Here is a 23,508-nt window from a genome sequence, read left to right as displayed (position 1 = left end):
TTCCTTCTTGCATTATCTTGTTAATCCGATCCGGTACACCGGGGTAGCGGTCACACTATGGAACGCGGCAACGGCTTCGCCCTCGAACACCTTCTCCACCGCCATGGCGGCATCGTCGGCCAGCTTGACGGCACCGGTGCGGCGCGGCGTGGTCTCCAGTACGATCTCGCCCCGGCGCAGCACCTCCCGGAACCGCGACAGGCCGATTTCCCAAGGCAAGCCGTTATAGAAATGGTCGTGGAACAGCTGTCCGGCAGCGAAGGCATAGCCTACATTTCCGGTATAGTCGATGCTCAGCAGTACTTCTTCCGTACTCTCGAGGACATCCTCAGGCAACTGGAGGACAACCTTGTGGTCCTGAATCCGGCGCATGGTAACCGCAACTTCCTTCTGCGGAACCAGCACATCATATGCCTGGAACCAGTCCTCCTGGCGGCCGCTGACCATGGCATCCGCCTGTGCCATATTCCACTGCGTTGCCGCTTCGGTTTCGCCCGTGTATTCACGGAAGGTGAATGCATGCTGCCCTTGGCTGATGAATTCCATCCCGCCTGGGGTCTGAACCGGAGGAGCCGGTGAGAAGATTAGGCGGCGGCCGTTCTCTTCAAGCTCCCACATCGTCGCTGCTTCACGAGCACTCATGGCGTAGATACGGACTTCTCTGGCTCCGTCCCGCCGGATCACAATCATAGAAGACTGGTCATGCGGAATCAGCACATTGTAGCCGTCAATCTCTGCTACGTCCCCGGTCTCCGCGCTCACCTCCAGAATACCGGCACTCGCGTCAATCTGGAACTCGCCGTCAACACCCTCTGGCACAGAGAAGAAGTAGGTCGCTGCTTCCTCCGTTTCAATAACTGTTACAGGCTGGGCTGTAGCAAATTTAAGATTCAGGCCATCCAGCGCGAAGTTGAACGGCAGCAGGAAGGAAGCCTTGGGCTGAACCGTCAGCTTGCTCCGCTGCGGGAAGCTCAGCGTCTCCTCTCCCAGTTCTACCGCAAATACAACCTCCTCATGTGTATCCATCTCCACATGGTCCTGATAATTATTGACGAACACAAAACCCGACTTGCCGTCCGTGCGGACGGCATAACGCAGCGTATGCGCATCCTCCGGCGTAACTGCTTCCGCCCCCTCGGGCAGCACAGTCGCCATCGGTGCCAGCCGGTCTGCGAACCGGCGCAGGAAATAATGAAGCGGACGAAGCAGATGATTCGACTCGCGGATCTGGCCGAATTCGCCAATCGGCGCCTGGAAGTCATAGGTCAGCTTCGGGGTGGTGCTCTCATTCAGGTATCCGGTTCTTCCCACCGGATTCGTTCCGCCATGGAACATATAATACCCGATGAAGTTGCAGCCTCCGGCAAGCTTCATTAAGGTCATGGCGATGACACTTTCCGGCTCCACCTGGAACCGTGACAGGTACCAGGTCTGCATGCCGCCGCCCATCTCACAGCAGGCGAACGGGTATTTCGTCCGCGGATACGGCGGATTGAATTCGCCGCCCGGCGCCTGCTCATCATGGAAGTTCACGAATACATATTCCGGCGTTGGCTTCTGGACCTGGTTCGGATCACTGATGCTCCATGGAGTATAGGCATACCCTCCATACAGCGGAAGTACCTCATCCTCCAGGAACGGCGCCTCGCCCCAGCCGGTGCTGGTATAGATCGGGGCGATCAGACCCGAATCCACCGCATACTGTTTAAGCAGACGCATATGCTCCGATCCCGCTTCACCGCTAACGCCGCCACTCAGGTATTCATCACCCTGCTTGGCGGTTTCTTCCCAGAGTGCGGCAGCAGCATTTAGCTCATTCTCCAATTGAATGCCGATCACCGGACCGCCATCCTTGAACATCTGCCCGGCAGCCTGTTTGCCGATCTCCTTGAACAGCCGGTTCACATACTTCAGGTAGCCCTCATCATTGGAGCGGACCGCGAATTCGCGCCCAAACAGCCAGTCCGGCAATCCGCCGTTACGGACCTCGCCATGACAGAACGGACCCACACGCAGGATAACGTATAGGCCATTATCCCGGCACAGCTCCACGAACCGCCGGAGATTGCGGTTGCCCGCCCATTCGAACACCCCTTCAAGCTCTTCGTGATGATTCCAGAAAATATAGGTCGCAACCACATTGATTCCCGACAGCTTCAGCTTGCGGATCTCACTCCCCCATTCCGCCGCAGGATAACGGGAATAATGGAACTCGCCGCAGATGGCGAAGTAGGGCTTGCCATTCAGTTCCATATAATAATTGGTGAAGCTGAGCTCATCCCCTTGAGGACTGGTTCCGCCCAGCCGCAGCGTAGACGGGTAGATATTCTTGGGAGACACATGAGCCTGAATCGTATACTTCATGAGAATTGCTCCTTTGCCGAAATGTATGATTCATGTACAATCTATACCTATAATTTCACAAAAACTGCCCCAAAGCTAATGCTTTGGAGCAGCCCGTAAGCTTATGCTGTTATTTCTGCGCTGCGAGGAACGCATCGATCTGTGTCTGCATTTCAGTCTGAACCTTATCGAGACCTGCTGATTTCAACTGCTTGATCAGATCTGCCTGGCCTTTAGCCAGATCTTCGATCAATCCGTACTCCAGTGGAATCGCATAACGCAGCATCACGTTGCCGATGTTAGCTACTTCGTTCTTCACTGGCGTAGTGTCGAAGACGAAGGTTTCGAGCGGGAAGTGATAGATGCTGGACTGCCAAGTGTTGAACATATCGTCCGCTTCCTTAGGATACGCTGCATCCTGACGGTTCAGCGGGGAATTCCAGCCCCAGTTCGAGAAGCCCGTGTAGTTAGCGGCAGCAGGACCGGCGGTGAACTTCTTGTCGCCTTCCGGATTGTAGTTGCTTCCAGCGATACCGTACATCGTCAAATCGTGAATCTCTTTGTCATTCTGCAGTAAATCGAGCAGCATCAGTGCGCGCTCAGGATTCTTGGAGGTAGCATGCACAGACATCCCGTTCTGCGTTGAGATCGCAGCAATTTTCTTTTTGTCCGGGGTAAGGTCAGCAATAGCCAGCTCAACATCCGGTTTGTCACGGCGCATTTCAGCCAGGTTAGCAGCTACAGTACCCAGGTTGTGTGCATAAGAGGACACCTTGCCTGCTTTAATATCCTGCCATACATCGTTTTTGTTGCTGACTACGTTCTTGGACCATGCGCCATTATCGGCCAGGTCTTTGTAATATTGAAGCAGGGAAGTGAATTCCGGTGTGTCATAGATATTGAAGACTTTACCGGAAGCATCATCCAGCTTATACGCCAGCGGCAGCAAGCTTCTGTCTACGACCTTGAAGTTGTTGTTCTGCTCCAGCAGCGTTTGATCCAGCTCATGGAATTTCCAGCCGTCTGCCGGCTTAGCTCCATAGGCAGTAATCCCTTTTTCATCCTTGGCAATCGCCTTCAGGTACGTTGCGTACGATTCAGGACTGTTGATTTCAGGCAGGTTATGCTTTTTGCGCAGATCCTCACGGTACAGCACTACTTTGTCGGTTACTTCAACATTGTTGTTCGGAACCATGAACAGCTTACCGTCCACTTTTGCCTGATCCCAGTTCACTTTCGGCATAGCTTCCCAGGTCTGCGGCATATACTTGGTCAGCATATCATCCGTCAGTTCCAGGAATCCGCCCTTCAACGCCTGATCGTTATAGAAGGCCCAGTTCGCTGTATACACGAGGTCGAAATCTTCGTTCGCCGCGAACTTCAGCGGGTATTTCTGGGTCCAGTCGGACCAGTCGAGGAACTCAGTTTCTACGGTAGCATTGATTTTCTCCTTGAGCTTGGTGTTCAGTTCTCCGAAGACCTTATCATAATCCCCAGGCTGTGGTCCGAGCAGAATCATTTTGAGCTTCACTTCTTTGGAGGTGTCCGGAGCGCCCGAATTTGTTGCTCCTTCCGATGTCGCCGGAGCCTTAGTGGCCTCCGCTCCTGTATTAGCGTTATTATTGCCGCCACCGCATGCACTGAGGACCGTCCCTAGTGCCATCATCGTTGCAAGCGTTACTGTAAGTTTCTTTTTCTTGTTCATCATGACCGATATTTCCCCCTTAAGTAATAGTTGCCTCAAGTCTTGTATTGATAACCAGGTTACCCTGTGATCATCCTTTAACTGCACCAATCGTAAGTCCTGTTACAAAATACTTCTGGATGAACGGATATGCCAGCAGGATCGGACCTGTAGCTACAATCGTCATGGCCATCTTCAGACTTTCGGTTGGCAGGTCCGTGTTGACTACCGCACCGGAAGCCATCATCGCCTTACGCATTCCATCCATGTTACCTAACATTTTGTAGAGATAATACTGGAGCGGCATCAGCTCCGACTTGGAGATGAAGAGCAATGCGTTATACCAGTCATTCCAGTAGGCCAAGGCAATGAACAGACCAATGGTCGCCAGAGCAGGCTTGGACAACGGTACAATTAACTGCATGAAGATCCGGAAATCGCCGGCTCCGTCAATTTTGGCGGATTCTGTAATCGCATCCGGGATGCTGCTCATGAAGGACTTCATGACAATAATATAGAAGACGTTCATCATCATCGGCAGAATCAGTACCAGAAGCGTATCCTTCAGATGCAGATAGTTGATGATCATCAGATACCATGGAACCAGACCGCCGCTGAACAATGTAGTGAAGAAGAAGAAGAAGGAGAAGCGGCTGCGCCATTTGAAATCTCTCCGGGACAGCACGTAGGCTGTCATTGATGTCAGGAACAATCCGACGATCGTACCGATGGCTGTAACGGAGATCGTCACGCCATACGCTCTGAGCATCTCAGCCGGATACTTGAACAGCAGGCTGTACGCTTCTGTCGAGAAGGCGGTCGGGAAGATCTGGAACCCTTTCTCGATAATCGCGCTCTCTTCACTCAGAGAGGAAGAGATCACCAGAATGAACGGGAAGATACAGAAGATGGCCAGTACCGTAAGGGTTACGTATCCGATGACGGATAGCACCATTTTGTCCCGGTTTGCAGGCTTTCTGCGTACTTCCGGTGATTTAATATTAGCAGTGGTTGAACTCATCGGGCATTACCTCCTTGTCCTAGAATAGAGCGCGATCCTTGTCGTATCGGCGTACTGCATAGTTGGCCAGCATGATAGTTGCGAAGCCGAGCAGAGATTGATAGAAGCCGGCTGCCGCAGACATCCCGATTTCATTGGATGTGGTCAGCGAGCGGAAGACGAAGGTGTCGATTACGTCTGTGGATGAGAACAACAGGCCGTTGTTGCCGACCATATTGTAGAACATCCCGAAGTCTCCGCGGAAGATATTACCGATCGCCAGCAGCACCAGAATAATGACGGTCGGCATCAGGTTCGGAATCGTAATTTTCATAATACGCTGGAAAATATTCGCGCCGTCAATTTCGGCGGCTTCATACATCTCGGTGTCAATGCTGGTAATCGCGGCCAGATACATGATCGTTCCGTAGCCGAGTGTCTTCCACGCGGATACGATAACCAGAATGAACGGCCAGTAGGCTGCCGTATTATAAATATCGATTGGCTGCATACCCAGTCCCTTCAGCAGCACATTGACCGTACCTACATCGAAGTTGAACAGGTTGTACGCAATCGCGCCCACAACAACCCAGGAGATGAAATAAGGCAGGAACAATACCGTTTGGGTCAGCTTGCGGAACCATTTGCCCGCTACCTCGAACAGCAGGATAGCTGCGAAGATCTGAAGCCCGTTGTTCACAACGATGAATGCAATGTTATATAGCGCTGTATTTCGGGTTACGCGCCAGGCGTCACCGGAATCAAAGAAGAATTTGAAGTTATCCAGCCCGTTCCACGGACTGCCGAATACCCCGCCCGTATAATCAAATTGCTTGAATGCCAGCACAATGCCCGACATAGGCAGATAAGCAAAGAGCAGAAAGAACAATACTGCCGGTGTCAGCATAAGAAGCAAGGATCTGTATTTCTTGACGTCATCCCAGAATCCGTGTTGTTTCTGTTTCATCTTGAATCCCCTTTCCCATTCCCATTTCTCTATAGACTTATTATAAATAAGCGTCCATCCGGTGTGGATTAGGGCTATCAACTAAAAGTAATACTTTTTCAACGATCCGTTTAAATATATATACTTTCCAAAAAACAAAAAACGTTGCCCTCTGATTTGAAAACCAGAGCTGGCAACGTTTGGTAAGCAAAGCCTATATCTTCTGCTTCTTGCGGTATTCCCCGGGCGTCATGCCGGTGATCTGCTTGAACTGACGGTTGAAATAGATGATATTCTTATAGCCCATCCGTTCAGCTATCTCATAGATCTTAAGCGTCGGATCACTGAGCAGCTCGAACACTCTGCCTGTCTTGCGTTCGTTGACGTATTCACTGAAAGGAACCCCGTATTCCTCCTTGAACAGGAAGCCCAGATAATTCGGGGTGAAATCGAAGTGGGCGGCTACCTCCTTCAGTGTGATCTTCTTCTCCAGATTCTCCTCGACATAATTCATAATCTCGTCGATCAGCTTGCGCTTCTGCCGTTGCCGCTTCACATACAGCAGCTCTGACAGCTCGAAGAATCTCCGTCTCATCCACGACAGGATATCGTGAATCGTCTCGAACTGGAACAAGATATCCGGCTGATGGGACTCCCACTGGAGCAGCTCATACAGATTCTCATTCTGCTGCTGAAGATCCGCATGCAGCTTGGAGGTGATACGGATAATCAGCTCATAGACATCCTTCTTGCCCGCATTCGTGAACAGCTCCAGGAGATGATCATCAATCGCCACCAGATCGTACTGGATGATCGCCTCCAGCAGCTGCACAACAGTCTGTTCAATCCTTGCCCCCGGCGTCCCGCGCGGGGAGGACTCCAGATTGTCGCGGATCAGCCGGTTCTTGCCCAGCAGCCACTTCGCACTGAGTGCAGCCGTTGCCTGCTGGTAGGATTCATGCAGCCCTGCCTCATTCTGGGCGTAACGCCCGACCCCGATGGTTAAGGTGCAGGGTGAACTCCCGGCCATCTGCTTAATCAGCTCATCCAACAGACTGAGGAAGCTGTCCGGCGGAAGGCTGCACAGAATGACGAACCGGTGATGATGGACAGGAATCAGCGTTCCCAGCTGGGCGCTCTCTACGAACGCTCTAATCTGTCCAGCCATCTGCCGCGTCTTGACACGCGCATCCTCCTCGGACAGGTCGCGCATTTTCCATTCCAGATCATCAATCTCAATAATCGCTGCAGCCGCCCCCTTCATGAGCAGCGGATTCAGGGCACTGCGCAGATGCTGCTCCGCCGGCTCAGGCGATGCATCCTCGAACCAGCGCAGAATCAGCTCCTTGTTCACCAGGGACAGCGCCTCGGTGAAGGAGCGGTTCTGCTCCCGTTCCTGCTCCAGAGCGGCAGACAGAGATTCCAGCATGTCATAGAGATCCTTGTCTTCTACAGGCTTCAACAAATAACCGGAGGCATTGATCTCAATTGCTTCCTTAGCATAGCTGAAATCCTCATGGCCGCTGATGAAGACAATTTTGACCTTCGGATGGATGACCTTGGCCCGCCGCGCGAATTCCGTCCCCGTCATAATGGGCATCCGTATATCGGACAGGATGATATCCACCCGCTCCTGTTCCATGATCTTAAGCGCATTGAAGCCGCTGTTCGCCGTTCCTACCACTGCAAGATCCAGCGGGCTGGCCAGCACTCTGCGCCGCAGCCACTCCAGATCGATCGCTTCATCGTCAACCAGCAATACATTGATACTCATCGCAATCTTGTCCTCCTGTATGTGTAACTGACCCTATGTCCCTCAGCTATTCGAATTATAGCGCCCTTGGTTTACAGCTCCTCATCACCCTGAAGCCCAGCGGGGAGCAGCAGCCGCACGGTTGTGCCGCCACCGTAGAAGCTGGCAATTGTCACTCCGTACGCATCGCCGTATCTGAGCTTAATCCGCTCGTCCACATTTTTCACACCATACCCGCCTGACTGGCTCGGCCCCTGCATCATACGCTTGACCACCTCAGGGCGCATGCCGATCCCGTTATCGATTACCTTAAGTTCAATATTGTCCCCTACCCGCTTGCCGGTCAGCCGGATGGCAATGGTCTCACCGAACCAGGCATGCTTGAATATATTCTCCACAAAAGGCTGAAGCAGCAGCTTAATCACCTGCATATGCAGAATCTCCTCGTCCACATCCACGTGCAGCGTGAAGGCATCCGCATATTTGACCCGCTGGATCTCCAGATACGTAGCCACCTGGTCCAGCTCCTTTTCCAGTTCAATATAGACATTGCCCTGATTGAGCGTCAGCCGGTAGAACCGGGACAGCCCCTGGACCATCTCTGTGACTTTACCAATCTCCCCGAGATTAGCCAGGCTGCTGATTGTAGAGAGCGTATTATAGAGAAAATGCGGATTGATCTGTGCCTGCAGGGCTTCCAGCTCCGCCTGCTTCTTCTGGATTCCCTGCACATACACGCTGTTGATCAGCCCCTGGATGTTGGAGGCCATATCATTGAAGGAATCCGCGATCTGCACGAATTCATCATTGCCGGAGAAGCGGATGCGCTTCTGGAAGTTCCCGTCCTGGAAGGAGCGCACCAGACCTACGATCCGGCTCATTTTGCGGCCCGATATCCGTGCCACCACATACCCGATCAGGGTCATGACCAGGAAGCTAAGACTGCAGACCGCGATAATCACACGGCGCAGGCGTCCGGCATCCTGGGTGAGATATTTATGCGGAACCATCGCTTCAATAATGAAGTTACTGCCCGGAATCGGTTCCTGCAGCCTGAGGAAGCTCCCCTCTGCACTGCTATTATTGGCCGGACCCCGCTGGAACAGAACGTCACCGGTGGTCTCCTCCACCAGCCGCAGCGTAATTCCTTCCTCCAGCGGAAAGGTATCGAAGCCGCCGAACAGGTCCTCCAGCGATACCGTAATCCGCACATACCCGATCAGCGACTTGTAGTCACTGAAGTTGACGAGTCTGCGCACATGCGAGAGATTGCCCAGCTTCTGGTCCGTATCAATCTGCAGCCACAAATTATCACGCTTGGAATCCTTCAGTGAGCGGTACCATGAACTGCCTGTAATATCGTCCAGCGGCAGAATGTAGTAATCGCTGGTAATAATCGGCTCATCCAGATTATCGCCCGACACAATGTTCAGATCAGCGTTCGGGGTGTAGAGCATAAAGCGGATCTTGTTCCCGAACAGCTGCAGCGGCGCGGTAATCTGGGGGACAATCTCGTCAAGCATCGTCAGATAGATCTCAAACGGCGTCCCTTTCTGCTCAAGCGCACGCTGGAATGGCTGGCTGCCGAACAGGTTGTCCGACATCCGCTGAATCTCGTCCATCTGATAGCGGATATTGTTCCTCGACTGCTCCATGCCTGTACGGATATTGGACTCGGCCATCTCTGTCCGGGAATCGGTCAGCATGGAATAGGAGATATAGCCGATGAACACATCCGTAAGCAGAACCAGCAGCAGATAAGGAATCATCATTTTATAGGTGAAAGGCATGTACTTCTTAAGCTTGGGCATCATTCACTGGACATCCTCTGCATGGAATTCGTTATAGCTATTCTACTCCGAAACGGTCTTTATGATAATACCAGGAACACGCCAAATAGCCCAGGGAGGATTAGGAAACAGCTCCCCGGGCTTATAGGTTATGGGCTCATACAAAACGATTCATTAAGGCTTACTTCACAGTTTCTCGCTGACTGCCCCGCCCGCTGTAATCTTCGCATTGAAGGAGAGCTGGTTCAGCTTCTTGATGGTCTCTTTATTGTAGGCATCCCCCATGAAATTCGGCTGGCCGCCAATGATTTTGACCGGCGTAATGCTGCTGGTTACCCCTGACGGGATAATGGTGAAATTAACCAACATGGAATGCAGGGTCTTGTCTCCGCCCCGTGTAGAACGGTTGAACACAAAATTGCCCAGTGAATAATAGATCGGCTTATGCTTGTAATATTCAATGCCCATCAGGCAATGACTATGCGCACCCAGGATGATATCTGCTCCGCTGTCGATCATCTGCTTGGCCAGCTTCCGGGCATACGCTTCCGGGTAATCCTTGAATTCCTGATTCCAGTGAATATATACAACCGTATAATCATTATCCTTGGCAGACTTCTTAATTGCACTCATCAGCGGCTCTGCCGTATAAGCGGAAGCTGCACCCGGACTGTTCTTGCCTGCATACCACGAAGGATCTGACAGCACACGGCTTGTACCCAGAACGGCGATCCGCTTGCCCTTGACGGTCTTGACATACGGTTTGAACGCTTCAGTGATATTGGCACCCGCACCGGTGTGCCCAATGTTGTTCTTATCCAGATGAATCAGCGTATCCAGCATCGCGGTCCGGCCGTAATCCAGAATATGATTATTGGCTACGGTCACGCCGTCGATCCCCGCTTTGCTTAATCCCTCAAGGGCCGCCGGCTTGGAGCGGAAGGCGAACGTCTTACTGGCCGCAGCCCCGCGCACAGAGACCGGAGTCTCCAGATTGGCAAAAGCCATATCTGCCTTCTGCAGCACCGGCGCTACCTTGGCGAACGGGAAATCAACGCCATACTTGGCAATCTGGTCGCCGACAAAGCCGTCCAGCAGAATATCCCCGGCAAACGTAAGGCGGATCTCCTCCTGCGGGGCAGCCCCCTTGGCGCTTATCCCCGCGGCAGGGACCAGTAGAAGAAGAATTATGAATATAACAGCATATCTGCGCAAAGTTCTCTAGCCCCTTTTTCTAATGTAATATAATAATGACTGTGGCTAGGAAATATAGAACACAACGCAGGATGCGCTCGCACTTGCCTGCTGATAGAACTCCCGGATGGCCTCGAAATAAGTATAGATATAATCAAAAAATTCATCCGCCTCATCATCATCCATCAACGGATAGATTCCTTCCTCCATCATCTGCCGGAACGGGTAGTGTTCCCGGAGCCAGGCTTCTTCTATTTCCTCCAGAGCCTCTGCGGTTAGCTTCACCTCATCCGGTTCCAGGGCGAACACCTCGGCATCGGACAAGTGCCCGATATAATGACTGGTCAGAGGAACAACAGCACCCAGAGGCGAAGAATTGCCTTCCTGTCCGCCATTCAGTATATAGTGCAGGGCTTGCCAGGACTTATCAATATCCAGCTTAGGCCCAATTTCGTGCAGGCTCACTTCTTCCGCACGGATCGACTGAAGTAATTCAGCAGGTACCGCCAGATAATTGCCGATCATCCCCATGAGATTGTCTCCTTCTTTCTTATGCCCTTGAAGCTATTCTACTACAATGGAAGGAAACAACCAAATGATGGATGAACTTTGCTAGATTTGAGCTTTTTTAAGCACTGCCCGGAAGCAGCTCAGGCCGCCCCACTGATCTGTCCGCACCGCATCTGCCGGAAGATTGAAGTCCGTCTCGCCCCAATACTGGAATCCGGCCTGCAGCAGAATCTCGTTCATCCGTGGCAGGTTGACAGTCGGATGGTCAAAGGTCAGCACCAGCAGACCTTCTCCGTTAAGCGTTCTATGGAATTCGCGGACTGCCAGCACCGCCTCCTGTACAGACAGATGCTCCAGCACCGAGATACAAAAAACTGTATCAAAGCTCTCATCCTCATAAGGCAGTGAGGTCAGATCAGCCTGGGCGAGATGCAGCCTGTTCACAGGTCCGGCCTCCACCTGGCGGGCTGCAACTGCTCCGGCATCCTCGGTGATATTCTCCATTATCGCTTTAAACGACAGAATCCGGGCATCCTTATCACAGGCATACACCTCAGCGCTATGCTCGGCAAGATAGAATTTGAGCGGGTGAGAGATTCCGCAGGCTGCGTCCAGTACCACATCATGCGGTGAGATGAAATGCGTACACCATTCGTATTCATACGGGCGGCTCCACCAGGCTTCCGGCAAATCATAAACCAGCTTGTCACGGCGTGCATCGGTATTCACAAAAAAACGGGAGACGTAAGGATGTGTCGGCATGGCCAGGACTCCTTTACTCGTGGGGATTTCGGTAGTGAGAGTATATTCACGAATCCCGGTTTCATGCTATAACCTCGCAGCAGCCTGACATGGGGATTATTTCGTAAGCTTCATAAAGTAGATTCCTATACCCAGATTATAAATGGCATGGGCAATAATCGATGAAATCAACGAATCCGTAAAATAGAACAATAAAGCAAATATCAGGCCATTAATGAATACTAATGCGTAAGCCAAATGTACCCCTTTATACTGTGGGATATGAATAACCCAAAATAAAAAAGTACTTATGACAATCACAACTCCATCAAGGAAAGAGCCATAACCTGTAAACAGTCCAATTAATACGCCCCTGAAGAAAAATTCTTCTACAATTCCTCCGCCCAGTGAGCTGACGGCAATGCCGCTTGGAGTTCTCATGATATTACGTATAATCTCCGTACCTTCCGACTGAGGAAGCACCGTTTTAGTTGTTATGATAAGACCGACTGAGATAAGCACTACAATCGTACCCACGAACAGACCCAGCAACGTAACTTCAAGAAAAGACATCCCACTGGGAACAAACAAGGACTGGATATAGGGAATGATTTCACCCCACCGGAAAATTGCAATGAGTGCTGCGCCTAAAACCAGAAATGGCACTAAACCTAACCCAATCTGGATCAGCCATTTATTATGTTGCCGAGTACTTAATTCACTCAATTTCTATTCCCCCCTTCCTTCAAACTGGTTGTTATAAAAGACATGAACCGCTTCAGCAAAAAATTCAGCCATATCATCAGGCAACAAAGCTCTTAAAATGTCCGATGGTTTGTTGGAGCCCCGATCTGAATGAAAAAGCTCGTTCATAGATACCGGAACAAGGGCTAATACTTCCTGTAACTCCCGCTGTACTTCTTGACTATCAGGACGCAGTCCGCTATCAATGGATGTCTGAAAAAGAGACAATAACCTCCGGTTTAACCGATCGAATGCTATCTGTTGCTGTTTATTTTTGGGCATGATTTTATCTACCGTGGTTGCAGGGAAGTATTGTTGTAAAATCGTTCTTTGATCTTCTTCTAACCGGATCGCATTCATGAGCAACATCAGATCTTCATTGCTCAAATCGCCCGTTTCATTCATTACCTTCTTAATTCGGGCTATCATGTCCAAGGATTCGTTTATTATTTTTCGCTTATCAAGAAGCACAGCCTCCTGCATTTCCACCATTTCTCCAAAAGAATACACGGTCTCTTCAAGCATTTGTTTGATTTCGGTTAGCGGCCAGCCCATACTCTTAAGCAACTGTATGTTATAGAATTTCTTGAGATCATCTCTAGCATAAATTTTCTGATTGGCATCGTTTTTCTTTCCGGGAACAAGAAGCCCGATTTTCTCATAATGTCTTAGTGTCCTTATCGTCGTATTAACAGCGCTGGCGAATTTGCCCACCGTGAGCTCCATATAATCCCCCCATGTATTACCGTTTTAGATTTATAAGTACCGTGTTTTTTTATTATAAACTGTGACGTAACGTCCTACTCAATCCCTAATATTCAGGGTGGAAGGCTTCGCAAGCAAAACAGGCGCTATCCGTTAACGGACAGCACCTGCTCGGCGTAATCTATAGGACTTGTATCTATAAAATCTACTTATACATAATAGCTAAGCAGCTTCGCATCGACGCCGTGCCTGGCGATCAATCCGTCCAGCATCTTGGACCAGTCATGGTCTGAGGTGCAGCGTTCCGGCTGGGCTTCGAACCAGGCAACCGACCGCTTCACGCCTTCCGCGAACGGCAAGGTGGCCTGGAAGTCAGGCACCAGACGTTTGATCTTGCTGTTGTCGAATACACTGCTGACTGCCTGATCCCCGATCAGTCCGTCCGCCGTTCCCGCTGGAGTATTCGCAGCAATGAAGTCCGTAGACATGTGTACAACCTTCGGCTCACGGCCGGCTGCCTCCCCGATGGCGGCATAGATCTGATTCCAGTTCAGCACCTCATCCGAGGTAATATGAACCGCTTCTCCAATCGCTTCCTGGAGTCCCAGCAAACCAACGAAGCCTTTGGCAAAATCCGTATTATGGGTCAATGTCCATAGAGAGGTGCCATCGCCATGAATAACGAGCGGCTGTCCCTTGCGGATGCGTTCCACCAAGGACCATGGATGGCTCCAGCTGGTCAGCGCCGCCGGAATGGCTGTATCTCCGTAAGTATGCGAGGGACGGACAATCGTCACCGGGAAGCAGCTGCTCTGGTACGCTTCCATAAGCAGTTCCTCGGAAGCAATCTTGTCCCGGGAATACTGCCAGTAGGGATTCACCAGCGGAGTCTCTTCGGTAATCAGATAATTACGCTGGGGCTTCTGGTAAGCGGAAGCCGAGCTAATATAGATATACTGCCGCGTCTTGCCAGTGAACAGGTCAATATCTGTCTGCACATGCTCTGGCGTGAAGGCAATCCAGTCGACTACAACATCGAAGTCATACCCCTTCAGCGCTTCGGATGCCTGCTCCTTGTCACGGATATCACCGTGTATCACCTGTGCACCCTGCGGCACGAAGCTGCTGCGTTCTCCACGGTTGAACAGATACAGTTCTATTCCCCGTTCTACTGCCAGCCGGGAAACCGCCTGACTAATAAGCCCCGTTCCTCCGATAAATAGAACCTTCATCTGTATCCTCCCTCTCTCTTAACCGATAATTTCATCAATTCGTGTCAGTATATCCTCATTCAGCTCAATGCCGGAAGCCTTTACATTCTCCTCCACCTGCTCAGGGCGGCTCGCGCCCACCAAGGCACTGGATACATTAGACTGGCGCAGAATCCAGGCCAGTGCCAGGTTGCCTACAGAGATATCCAGTTCAGCGGCAACCTTGCCCAGCTCCTGAACCTTCGTAATCTTCTCCTCCGTAATTCCTTTACGCATCCAGTCGAGCCGGGCAGCCCGGCTGTCTGCCGGAATATCGGAGACCGAGCTGTATTTGCCGGTCAGCAGACCTTGAGCGAGCGGGGAGAATACGACTTGTCCGATTCCCTTGCGCAGCCCAAGCGGGATAATCTCCTTCTCGATATAACGTTCAAACATATTATAGACCGGCTGATTGACCACGATATGATCCAGCAGATACCGGTCGGCAACCGCAAGAGCTTCGGTCATCTGCGCCGCTGTCCATTCACTGACTCCCACATACATCACCTTGCCCTGACGGACCAGATCATCCAGTGCCCGCAGCGTCTCTTCGATCGGGGTCTCCGGATCATACCGGTGACAGTAGAGCAGATCCACATATTCAGCGCCCAGCCGCTTCAGGCTGGCATGGCATTGCTCGGTAATATGCTTACGGGACAGGCCCCGGTCATTGGGCCCGTCACCCATTACCCCGAATACCTTGGTCGCCAGGACATAGGATTCGCGCGGATAGCTGCTTAGGGTGGCTCCCAGCACCTTTTCCGCCGCCCCCTTCTCATAGACATTCGCGGTATCAAAAAAATTAATGCCCAGGGAGTAAGCGGTTTCAATGGCCTTAACGGCATTGTCCTGCTCAACATAACCTCCGTAGGTCAACCAGCTTCCCAGGCTGATCTCACTGACCTTAAGTCCGGTCCCACCTAATCTGCGGTATTTCATTAATCCCTTGCTCCTCTCTGAATCCGGCGGGTCCCGCCAACCGGTTGCTATATGCACCTATTCATTCTAGAACAATTTGGTAGAAATAGAAAGCGGAGCGGACGGCTCTACCGTTCCGCTCCACTTCTGCAGATAGATTCCAGATGAACATTCAGCACGCGGATCACACGTTGTTTATTCATCCGGTCAGGCTCAAGCATGGCATGAAGAGCCAGGCCATCAATCAGGGCATATAGCCGCTCGGCTTCATCGCCCTTGTCCAGCCCCGGCTTGAAGAGCGCATGATGATCCAGATAGTCAATAATTTGGACAATCAGCGGATAGATCGCATCATTAAGCTCAGTAGCTCTCTCCCCGCCAGTCTTGAGATGGAAGGTAAATGCGAACCATACCTCCATCTCAGCCATGCTGCTGTCGTCCGTAGGAAGCAGCTCGAGCAGCACCTGCAAGATCTGCTCCCGTGGAGGAAGCTCCGACTGCATAATGTACACAATTCTCGCGGTTACGCGCTCCTTCACCAGATTCATAGCAAACTCCAGCAATTCCTGCTGGGTAGAGAAATAATGGCGCAGCGCACCCAAGGATACACCCGCCTCGGCAGCAATATTACGCACTGTAGCCCCTTTGATTCCCTGCCGGATAATGACCCGCCAGGTGGCTTCGGCAATATTCGATTTTCGTTCGGAATGATCTACAATTTTTGGCATGACCATATTGTAGCATACCGGAATTGATAAGCACAATTTAAATAATACGGTTGTATTATTTAAAATCCGCTGATATACTTCGACTAAGCTATACTTACTATCAACTATAACAAGGGGTGCGATATGAATCTGGTTGCATGGGCAATTGTTACCTGTGAGGTATTGTTCTGGGTGGTTATTCTTGCAGGCTTTACAGCGCGTTATATCTTCAAGCGGCCAACACTGGGGCTGATTTTGCTGGCGATGACTCCGGTCCTCGATATCCTTCTGTTGATGATCTCCGGCGTGGATTTGGCACAAGGTGCTACCGCTACGACAGCACATGCGCTTGCAGCTGTGTATATCTCCGTGTCCATTGTATTCGGTAAAAGCATGATCGCCTGGGCCGACGAACGCTTTCGCTACTATGTTACCAAGCAAGGAGCGAAGCCGGCCAAGCGTTACGGCATGGACCATGCCAAGCATTATTTTCAGGGATGGGTGAAGCATTTGCTCTCTTTTGTGCTCGCTGCCGGTATTCTCTATGGTCTCATAATGTGGATTGACGACGCCGCCCGTACGGAAGCCCTGTTAAGTATCCTGACCGTATGGTCCGTGGTGGTCGGTATTGACCTGATCATCACTGTTACTTATTTCATCTGGCCCCGACAGGCCAAGCGTTCAAACTAAGCCGGCTAGACGCCGGCTCTTATATTTTTCACCGTCCGCTGTTCCAGTGAGAAATCCTTGTATATTCTATCCCCTCCATCGCCGGTAGGGGCTTGCGCTAACAATCCGACCTTGACCGTATCTCCCACCGGAAGGGTAAAGAAACGCATCATATCAAACTGTACGCCATCCGTCGAATAATGAAAAGCAAAAGCATTCCCGGACCTTGCGGCCTGCAGCCATACCTCATTGCCCTCAATATTGCAGCCATTCGCGTCATCCGAGGTCTGGTTCGTAACTACGCTGACCACCGCATGGGTATCGAAATCTGTCAGCTCAAAGCAGGCCTTTGCCCAGACCGACAGATCCTGCATCATCATAATGGAAGAAGAATCGTACGTGTCCCGGAAGTCATGACTCACCTTCACCCGCAGCACGAAATCCCCGGATACTTCAGTATAGAAGAACGGCGCATTGGTCAGATTCTCAGGCGTCAGCCCTTCTTCCGCAACTGCCCCGTTATTGCAGAAAAAATCGCTTTTTGCAGGCGCACTCATAATCACTGTATCTTCCTCAAACCGGATCGTCCCTTCATTCATCCACTGGTATGCTGCGAAATTAGTCTTGGTCATTTGGTAGTCCTCCTATTTTTGGATCTTTCCAATTTATTGTAAACGCATTCTTATACTATAGCAAAATGGCAAACCTGCCGGAAACCATATTTTAACAGACTCCAGAAAATGAGGTTAACTTAAACCATGGTTTAAGTCGTATCCTATAACTGTCGACACCTAAATAATCACTTGGAGGTCTCCAGATGAACTATTATTCCATTGGCGAAGCTTGAGGTGGCACCGCCGGCCGTAAATACAGATCTCGGCGGAACAGGGCTGCATGTACACGGCGAGCCGTTAGCTGCGTTCACGGACGGGATTTTCCAGGGACTCGCTGAGGGACTCCAAGAGATCGGATACGGCACTTCTGTGGACCGTCTGCGCATGTCACGGGACCAGATTGACGAATATGCAGCCCAAATGTATGAGGCGACGAAGAGCTTTATCGAATAAAAAAAAGAATCGCACCAAAGAGACCGTCTTAGGGTAGACGGTCTCTCTGTGTGCGTATACGTTATTTAGGGAAAGCCTGCTTACATCAGCTTCTTAATCTTTTCCACCGGTAACTCCAACGCTTTGGATACCTCTTCCGGGGTAAATCCGTGAAGCAGTAATTTACGGATAATCTCCGCCTGGCCTTGTTCTATTCCTTGCTCTATTCCTTGTTCTATCCCTTTTTCTATTCCTTCAGCTATACCCTCTTCATATCCCCAACGCTTCCAGGCTGGCATGAGTTCCATAATCGCTTCACCCTCCTCCGGGTATTGTATCATTAATTCTTTTATGATCTCTTCATCCTGGGCCCGGTCCGGCTTGAAATATAAATCTGCCACTGACATCACAAGCGCCAGCCGCCCCTGATCGAGTCGTGTCTTCAGCTTCATGAACATGCGCAGAAACTCCCGGCGCACATCTCTCGCTTCTCTTGTAGTATACCCCATCTTGGCTAGTAACGCAGCAGCCACTGCATTGTCTGAATCAATAAATCTTCTCCAGTTCTGCTTACGCAATTCCACCTTGAGAAACTGAAAGCGCAGGATATGATGTTCAGGAATAACCATCTCCAAGGTATCCTGCTCTTCCCTGATCTCATCTGAAGTGAAGATGGCAATCGGAATAATCAGCTTATGCTCTTTACGGTAGCGCTCAAACAGACGGCTGAAATAGATAAACATCCGTTCATGAAACCGGTTATCCCGATACGACTGCGGCTCTAGATGAATTAGAATATAACCGTCCAGTCCTTTGTAGCGGATTTCCAGCAGCAGATCCAGCTCCCGCGCTTCCTCGCCAACAATATCAACCAGCAATTCCTGCATCAGAAACCGGGTTTCACTATAGTCCAGCATTGCATCAAGCTCAGGAAAAAACAACTCAATAAATTCCTGAAAGAACGTCTCCAGCAGCTTCTTAAAAGCCTCATCATGCGGTAAGGGTATTTTAGTCGCCTCCTGTTATGTACAGCTTGTTTGTTGTGAGTATATTCCAATTAAATGGAATTCGGTATAATAAAACGCACATGCGTTCTTATTTCGTCCGTTAAAAAAAGAGCAGCCCGATTAAATGGCTGCCCTTGTCTGATCAGAAGCATTAGCTTTATCTATCTAACCTACTCCTTATCCGCTTCAACGAGCTTATCCATGAGCCGGATGATCATCACTACAGCTTCAGCACGGGAAGCAGATTCCTTCGGTTTAAAGGCGCCGTTGCCTTTCCCAGAGACAATTCCCGCATTAGCGAAGGCATTAATTGGCTCTGCCGCCCAGCTTCCCGGGAGGTCAGAGAATAGTGCCGCCGTGCCGGGAACATAGCTCGTAAGACGCGCCAGCATAGTCACAGCTTCCGCACGGGTGATCTCCTGCTTAGGGTGGAAGGAACCATCGGCGTAGCCCTGAATGACTCCATGCTCTTGAAGCGCCGCAAGTGCCTTCGAAGCCCAATGCCCCTGCGTATCGGAGAATCCGTTCCCCTGTGAGCCGGTTAAGCCAAAAGCTTTTGTGAGCATTGCAGCAAACTCAGCGCGTGTTACTTTGGCTTCAGGATGGAACGAACCATCTGCATAACCCGTTATTATCCCCATGCGGGCTGCGCGTTCAATGAACGAGGCACTCCACAGCGTGGAAGGCACATCCTTGAATGAAACAATAGCCGCTGTCTGGCCTTTTGCAACTAAAGATCTAAGTTTATCTAAGTCCAATCCGTCTTTCAGCACAGGCCTCGTGACGGTTGGCTTCATAGGACCGGCAGTTATAGCTGGTGTCGGTGCCGGTGTCATCGTTGATGTTGGTGACGATGTTGATGCTGGCGTTGTTACCGCCGGCTTTGGTGTTGGCGTTGCTGCCGGTGTTACTCCCGTTTGTGGCGTTGGTGTTGGTGTTGCTGTCGGCGTTGGCGTTACCACCGGTGCCTTTCCTCCCTCAACCACGATGGGAATCGCAACGGTTAAGCCGCCGAAGGAAGCTGTAATCGTTACTCCATCCCCCGCTGCAACAGCCGTAATGATCCCCTTGTCCGATACCGAGGCGACCCCAGGATCTGAGGTCGTCCAATGGACCTGATCTGTAACCACTGTACTTACTCCATTGTCATATACCGCTGTAATCACGGAAGCCGCTTGTTTGTTCACCTGCAAGGTGTGTGTACCAGGATCGGCGGCCAGCTTCAGCAGCTTAGGCAGCGTACCTTCTGTCTGAACAGTTACCGATAACTTCACCGGCGGCAGGTTGCCGTAATTCGCCTGGATGGTCGCCTCGCCCACTTCAACGGCATGAATGATGCCCTGGGCGTCTACTGTAGCTGACTGTTCATTAGAAGATGTCCATATGGCTTGGTTCGTGACATCGGCCGTGGAGTTATCGCTATAGGTAGCTGTAAGCACCGTTGCGTGCTTATCACCAACATTCAGCTTCAATTCGGCCGGGGCTACGGCCACGGAGGTTAGCGTCCGCTCATCTTTTTTCACAATCGTATAGTTGTCAATTAATTCTGCGCTTTGCGTAGTGCGGGCTTGGATTACGATCTTGTCATGGCTCACCTGAATGGCAGAATAGACCGGAACATCCTCGTCAAACATGAAATCCAGATACTCGTATTTGCTTCCATCGTAGAACTTCCAGCCAGACGCTCCGCCGTCCAGATAGACCGTTCCTTGCTCTCCGCTTGGCAGTGGCTTGCCTTTGCTCATCGGATAGGTCCGAGCATATACATGGTCATGGCCTTCCAGCACCAGATCGACCTTCAATTCTTCGAGAATAGGGGCAAAATAAGTCTGCGTGTATTCAATCAGATCGCCGCGTCCATCTTCGGTATGATAGGCAGGTTTGTGGAACATGACAACTTTCCATTTTTTGTTGCTGGTTAGTAGATCCTCCCGCAGCCACTCCGCTTGCTTGCCCATCGTGACTTCGTCTGCTTCTGAGTTCAGTACAATGAAATGCACCTCTCCTGAATCGAACGAATAGGCATACTCCTTCTGGAGCTCAGGTCCGTTAACAGGAAGCCCCAAGGCTTTGGCGAAAATGTACTTCCCTCCCCCTTTTACATCATGATTCCCCATGGCATACGCGGAAGGAACAGAGGAGGAATAGATCGACGAGGCTTGCCAGAACTGGCTCCATTCATTCAAAACCGCCCCGTCATCGACCATATCACCGCCATGCATAATGAACTGGGTACCCGGATAATTGGTGAACGCATTCTTGATCAATTGCTGATAGGTCTCGAGCCCATTGTCCCCTTTGGTATGCGAATCGGTTACAAACACAAAGGAAACAGGCTTGTCCGGCGCAGCCTCCACCGTCTTATAATTGTTCCAATCGCTCCAATGGCCATCGTAGCCAACTCTGTAATGATAGCCCGTACCCGGCTCAAGACCCGTGACTAATGCGTTATGAAACTTGATTTCGCCCATAGGTCCGCCTGCAACCTCAGGAATGACCTCCACCTCGGAGAGCGCACGCTGCATGGCTGCTTTTGCCGGAGCATTCGCCAGGTCACTATCCACCCAATCACTATCTTTCATATACTGGATGTAAGCTTCTTGAACGGTTGGCGCGCTCTGCCACCCTACACTCAGCATCGTCTTCATATCTTCGGTAACAAAGGTCTGCACATATTGCGGATCTTCCCCGCCAAATGGAGCTACAACATTCATACTGATACTCTCGCTTGTCCCGCCATCCTTGACAGCCTGCACGCTCCAGGTGCCAATGGCAAGGTTCGTCAGGGACGTATGGATCTCTCCCAAGGCATTGGTCAAGCCTATTCCTGTGCTAAGATCACTCTGCTCCACATCTGTGGATGAGATGTAACCCGCCTTGCTGCCATCCGGCAAATACACCTTGATGAATCCGGAGGCACTGCCTGCTGTGGCGAACATCCGCGCGTTTTTCTCAACATTAAGGAGCACTGCGGACGCTGAATCGGCTTTGGCATATACTTTGGACCCATCGGCGGTTACATGCACATAAGTCTGAGGACCGCTGGTATCGGTAAAATCAATCCCGGCTCCTTCCACCGGCGCTCCTGCGCGAGAGGTAACCGTGATGATATTCTGCGTGTTCAGGGCTGATCCCTTGATGCTGATCTTGTAAGGAAACCCGATCTTATAAGGATGAGGGGAGGCTAAGGAAGGAACTGGCATTCCGCTTCCATACCCGAAACTGCCCTCCACCATGGTCATCTGCTTAGCTGTCTCTCCGCGCTCCATTTTCGCAGACCGGTTCACTTCAAAATCAATACTTGCCAGCGCATCCGCCTGATCCCCTTGCAGTCCCTCGGCACTGACTTCAACATAGCCGCCTGTATTATCGAGGGTCGTCTGCACATGGCTGAGGCCGGAGCGTGCAGTAATCACATTTGCCTGCAATGTCTCTGGATCGAACTTGATTCTGGCATGAAAGCTCTTGGCTTCGCCTACGTCCGTCGCCTTCAGCTTCAGCCGGTAGGTCTCATTACTAACAGCCTCCTCCGGGGCTTCCAAGATAAATCTGGCCCCATGCTCAATCTGAAAAGCATATTCGGCCGCTGCTGGATTGCCGGCCCTATCCTTCACTTCTGCGAGCACCTGATGATAACCTCCGGCCAGCGGAAGCTCCGGGTGATAGGTAATCTGCTGAAGATTCAGATCATAGGCATACGTTGACGATGCCACAGCCTGACCATCCACCGTTAACCGGATGGAATCCGGATCAATGCCCGACTTGGCATCCTTCGCTGATAGAATAAGGTCAGAGACAGGAGCGCTCAAGGTTTGATTAGGAGCCGGTGCCGCCGGAGTTAACACAGGCACATCCATATCTTCATTAATGGGCTCATCATAGATCAGCCTGACGTCATCAATCCAAATGGAGCCTTTATTCTTTTTGCTCATTTGTCGTTCTTTCATCTGGAAGTAGAAGGCCAGGGTACCCGGCATGGTCAGGTCTGAACCTATATCCGCCTCAACATACTTCCACCCGCTCCAGTCTATCCCGGTCTCTTCACTCCTGATTTCATACGTTTTGGATTTGCCGGTGGAAGAAACGTAGAACTTGGAGGTAAGACCATGACCTTCCTGATTGGCATATACCCACATCCCGATTCTTTTAGGGGTTCGGTTAGTCAGCGCTAGCTGAGTTGCTGGCCCAACGGCAACCTGAGAGGGGTTATCGGTTATGCCAATGAAATCATAATCAATCCGCAAGGACTTCGCTCCGCTATGTACGTATTTCGGGTTCGACTCCAGCGCCAGACTGCCGCTATGAATGCGGGCACTGTCAAAGGTTAAGTCCGCTAAGCTCACCTGTTCAAAATCCTCAACCTTCACGACCCCGCTGGTCTCCGCTGCCTCCCCAAAGGCAGTCGGTAACGGAGATAGAGCTGGGGTAAGGGTGGGAAGCAGAACCGTCATAGCCAAGATTCCGCTCCATACTTTCTTTACAAATGGATAATTACTCACGA

The 23,508-nt window shown here is 51.1% G+C and carries 18 protein-coding genes and 1 pseudogene; 2 read left to right on the top strand and 17 right to left on the bottom strand.

Annotation, left to right across the window (positions count from 1 at the left end):
• Window positions 1–12 precede the first annotated feature (12 nt).
• The 14 genes from NYE24_RS30410 to NYE24_RS30345 form a co-directional block, all read right to left on the bottom strand.
• A complete protein-coding gene (locus NYE24_RS30410) occupies window positions 13–2,364 on the bottom strand; it encodes a beta-galactosidase (protein WP_342477376.1) in 2,352 nt (783 codons plus the stop codon).
• 109 nt (window positions 2,365–2,473) lie between these two features.
• Window positions 2,474–4,051 carry an extracellular solute-binding protein gene (locus NYE24_RS30405; protein WP_179090399.1) on the bottom strand — a complete coding sequence of 526 codons (1,578 nt, stop codon included), beginning with the start codon at window positions 4,049–4,051 and terminating at the stop codon, window positions 2,474–2,476.
• Window positions 4,052–4,118: 67 nt separating this feature from the next.
• Entirely contained in the window at window positions 4,119–5,048 is a 930-nt protein-coding gene (locus tag NYE24_RS30400) for a carbohydrate ABC transporter permease (protein WP_342477375.1), read from the bottom strand.
• A 19-nt stretch (window positions 5,049–5,067) separates the two neighbouring features.
• Window positions 5,068–5,994: an ABC transporter permease subunit gene (locus NYE24_RS30395; protein WP_036692867.1), complete on the bottom strand. Its 927-nt coding sequence runs from the start codon at window positions 5,992–5,994 to the stop codon at window positions 5,068–5,070.
• A gap of 193 nt (window positions 5,995–6,187) precedes the next feature.
• Window positions 6,188–7,747, bottom strand: a complete 1,560-nt coding sequence (locus tag NYE24_RS30390; protein ID WP_076155048.1) for a response regulator — start codon at window positions 7,745–7,747, stop codon at window positions 6,188–6,190.
• 71 nt (window positions 7,748–7,818) lie between these two features.
• Complete coding sequence (locus tag NYE24_RS30385) at window positions 7,819–9,540, bottom strand: sensor histidine kinase (RefSeq protein WP_036692865.1); 1,722 nt, start codon at window positions 9,538–9,540, stop codon at window positions 7,819–7,821.
• Window positions 9,541–9,702: 162 nt separating this feature from the next.
• On the bottom strand, window positions 9,703–10,731 hold the full coding sequence (locus NYE24_RS30380; RefSeq protein ID WP_036692863.1) for a CapA family protein: 1,029 nt from the start codon (window positions 10,729–10,731) through the stop codon (window positions 9,703–9,705).
• Between the two features lie 45 nt (window positions 10,732–10,776).
• Window positions 10,777–11,241, bottom strand: coding sequence for a DUF1877 family protein (locus NYE24_RS30375; protein WP_036692861.1), 465 nt, complete (start codon window positions 11,239–11,241; stop codon window positions 10,777–10,779).
• Between the two features lie 81 nt (window positions 11,242–11,322).
• Complete coding sequence (locus NYE24_RS30370; RefSeq protein ID WP_342477374.1) at window positions 11,323–11,982, bottom strand: class I SAM-dependent methyltransferase; 660 nt, start codon at window positions 11,980–11,982, stop codon at window positions 11,323–11,325.
• A gap of 96 nt (window positions 11,983–12,078) precedes the next feature.
• A complete protein-coding gene (locus NYE24_RS30365) occupies window positions 12,079–12,687 on the bottom strand; it encodes a type II CAAX endopeptidase family protein (RefSeq protein WP_036692857.1) in 609 nt (202 codons plus the stop codon).
• Window positions 12,688–12,690: 3 nt separating this feature from the next.
• Window positions 12,691–13,431 carry a MerR family transcriptional regulator gene (locus NYE24_RS30360; RefSeq protein WP_036692855.1) on the bottom strand — a complete coding sequence of 247 codons (741 nt, stop codon included), beginning with the start codon at window positions 13,429–13,431 and terminating at the stop codon, window positions 12,691–12,693.
• A 188-nt stretch (window positions 13,432–13,619) separates the two neighbouring features.
• Window positions 13,620–14,642 carry an SDR family oxidoreductase gene (locus NYE24_RS30355; RefSeq protein ID WP_342477373.1) on the bottom strand — a complete coding sequence of 341 codons (1,023 nt, stop codon included), beginning with the start codon at window positions 14,640–14,642 and terminating at the stop codon, window positions 13,620–13,622.
• Between the two features lie 18 nt (window positions 14,643–14,660).
• The gene (locus NYE24_RS30350) at window positions 14,661–15,599 is read right to left on the bottom strand and encodes an aldo/keto reductase family protein (RefSeq protein ID WP_342477372.1); all 939 of its coding nucleotides are present in this window, start codon (window positions 15,597–15,599) and stop codon (window positions 14,661–14,663) included.
• Window positions 15,600–15,706: 107 nt separating this feature from the next.
• Window positions 15,707–16,306, bottom strand: a complete 600-nt coding sequence (locus tag NYE24_RS30345) for a TetR family transcriptional regulator C-terminal domain-containing protein (protein WP_036692942.1) — start codon at window positions 16,304–16,306, stop codon at window positions 15,707–15,709.
• Window positions 16,307–16,429: 123 nt separating this feature from the next.
• On the opposite strand from NYE24_RS30345, the gene NYE24_RS30340 reads away from it, so the two are divergent.
• Window positions 16,430–16,975, top strand: a complete 546-nt coding sequence (locus NYE24_RS30340) for a hypothetical protein (protein ID WP_036692848.1) — start codon at window positions 16,430–16,432, stop codon at window positions 16,973–16,975.
• 5 nt (window positions 16,976–16,980) lie between these two features.
• Here NYE24_RS30340 and NYE24_RS30335 read toward each other — a convergent pair whose 3' ends face one another.
• On the bottom strand, window positions 16,981–17,586 hold the full coding sequence (locus tag NYE24_RS30335) for a DUF1349 domain-containing protein (protein WP_036692846.1): 606 nt from the start codon (window positions 17,584–17,586) through the stop codon (window positions 16,981–16,983).
• 210 nt (window positions 17,587–17,796) lie between these two features.
• Between NYE24_RS30335 and NYE24_RS30330 the strand changes: the two are divergent.
• Window positions 17,797–18,021, top strand: a pseudogene (locus NYE24_RS30330) (short-chain dehydrogenase); the annotation flags it as partial.
• 80 nt (window positions 18,022–18,101) lie between these two features.
• Here NYE24_RS30330 and NYE24_RS30325 read toward each other — a convergent pair.
• Both NYE24_RS30325 and NYE24_RS30320 read right to left on the bottom strand, forming a co-directional pair.
• Window positions 18,102–19,007, bottom strand: coding sequence for an Rpn family recombination-promoting nuclease/putative transposase (locus NYE24_RS30325; protein WP_342479326.1), 906 nt, complete (start codon window positions 19,005–19,007; stop codon window positions 18,102–18,104).
• A 170-nt stretch (window positions 19,008–19,177) separates the two neighbouring features.
• Window positions 19,178–23,506, bottom strand: a complete 4,329-nt coding sequence (locus NYE24_RS30320; protein WP_342477371.1) for an S-layer homology domain-containing protein — start codon at window positions 23,504–23,506, stop codon at window positions 19,178–19,180.
• Window positions 23,507–23,508: the final 2 nt, after the last annotated feature.

The organism is Paenibacillus sp. FSL H7-0350 (assembly GCF_038593195.1).
GTDB lineage: Bacteria > Bacillota > Bacilli > Paenibacillales > Paenibacillaceae > Paenibacillus_AQ.
The sequence above is the reverse complement of the archived record's forward strand: the minus strand, read 5'-3'. Positions and strand labels throughout refer to the sequence as shown.

Coding starts and splice junctions, on each gene's coding strand:
- NYE24_RS30400 (WP_342477375.1), bottom strand. CDS start 5,048: ATGAGTTCAACCACTGCTAATATTAAATCACCGGAAGTACGCAGAAAG.
- NYE24_RS30375 (WP_036692861.1), bottom strand. CDS start 11,241: ATGGGGATGATCGGCAATTATCTGGCGGTACCTGCTGAATTACTTCAG.
- NYE24_RS30335 (WP_036692846.1), bottom strand. CDS start 17,586: ATGACCAAGACTAATTTCGCAGCATACCAGTGGATGAATGAAGGGACG.
- NYE24_RS30360 (WP_036692855.1), bottom strand. CDS start 13,431: ATGGAGCTCACGGTGGGCAAATTCGCCAGCGCTGTTAATACGACGATA.
- NYE24_RS30355 (WP_342477373.1), bottom strand. CDS start 14,642: ATGAAGGTTCTATTTATCGGAGGAACGGGGCTTATTAGTCAGGCGGTT.
- NYE24_RS30390 (WP_076155048.1), bottom strand. CDS start 7,747: ATGAGTATCAATGTATTGCTGGTTGACGATGAAGCGATCGATCTGGAG.
- NYE24_RS30385 (WP_036692865.1), bottom strand. CDS start 9,540: ATGATGCCCAAGCTTAAGAAGTACATGCCTTTCACCTATAAAATGATG.
- NYE24_RS30350 (WP_342477372.1), bottom strand. CDS start 15,599: ATGAAATACCGCAGATTAGGTGGGACCGGACTTAAGGTCAGTGAGATC.
- NYE24_RS30370 (WP_342477374.1), bottom strand. CDS start 11,982: ATGCCGACACATCCTTACGTCTCCCGTTTTTTTGTGAATACCGATGCA.
- NYE24_RS30395 (WP_036692867.1), bottom strand. CDS start 5,994: ATGAAACAGAAACAACACGGATTCTGGGATGACGTCAAGAAATACAGA.
- NYE24_RS30410 (WP_342477376.1), bottom strand. CDS start 2,364: ATGAAGTATACGATTCAGGCTCATGTGTCTCCCAAGAATATCTACCCG.
- NYE24_RS30340 (WP_036692848.1), top strand. CDS start 16,430: ATGAATCTGGTTGCATGGGCAATTGTTACCTGTGAGGTATTGTTCTGG.
- NYE24_RS30405 (WP_179090399.1), bottom strand. CDS start 4,051: ATGATGAACAAGAAAAAGAAACTTACAGTAACGCTTGCAACGATGATG.
- NYE24_RS30345 (WP_036692942.1), bottom strand. CDS start 16,306: ATGCCAAAAATTGTAGATCATTCCGAACGAAAATCGAATATTGCCGAA.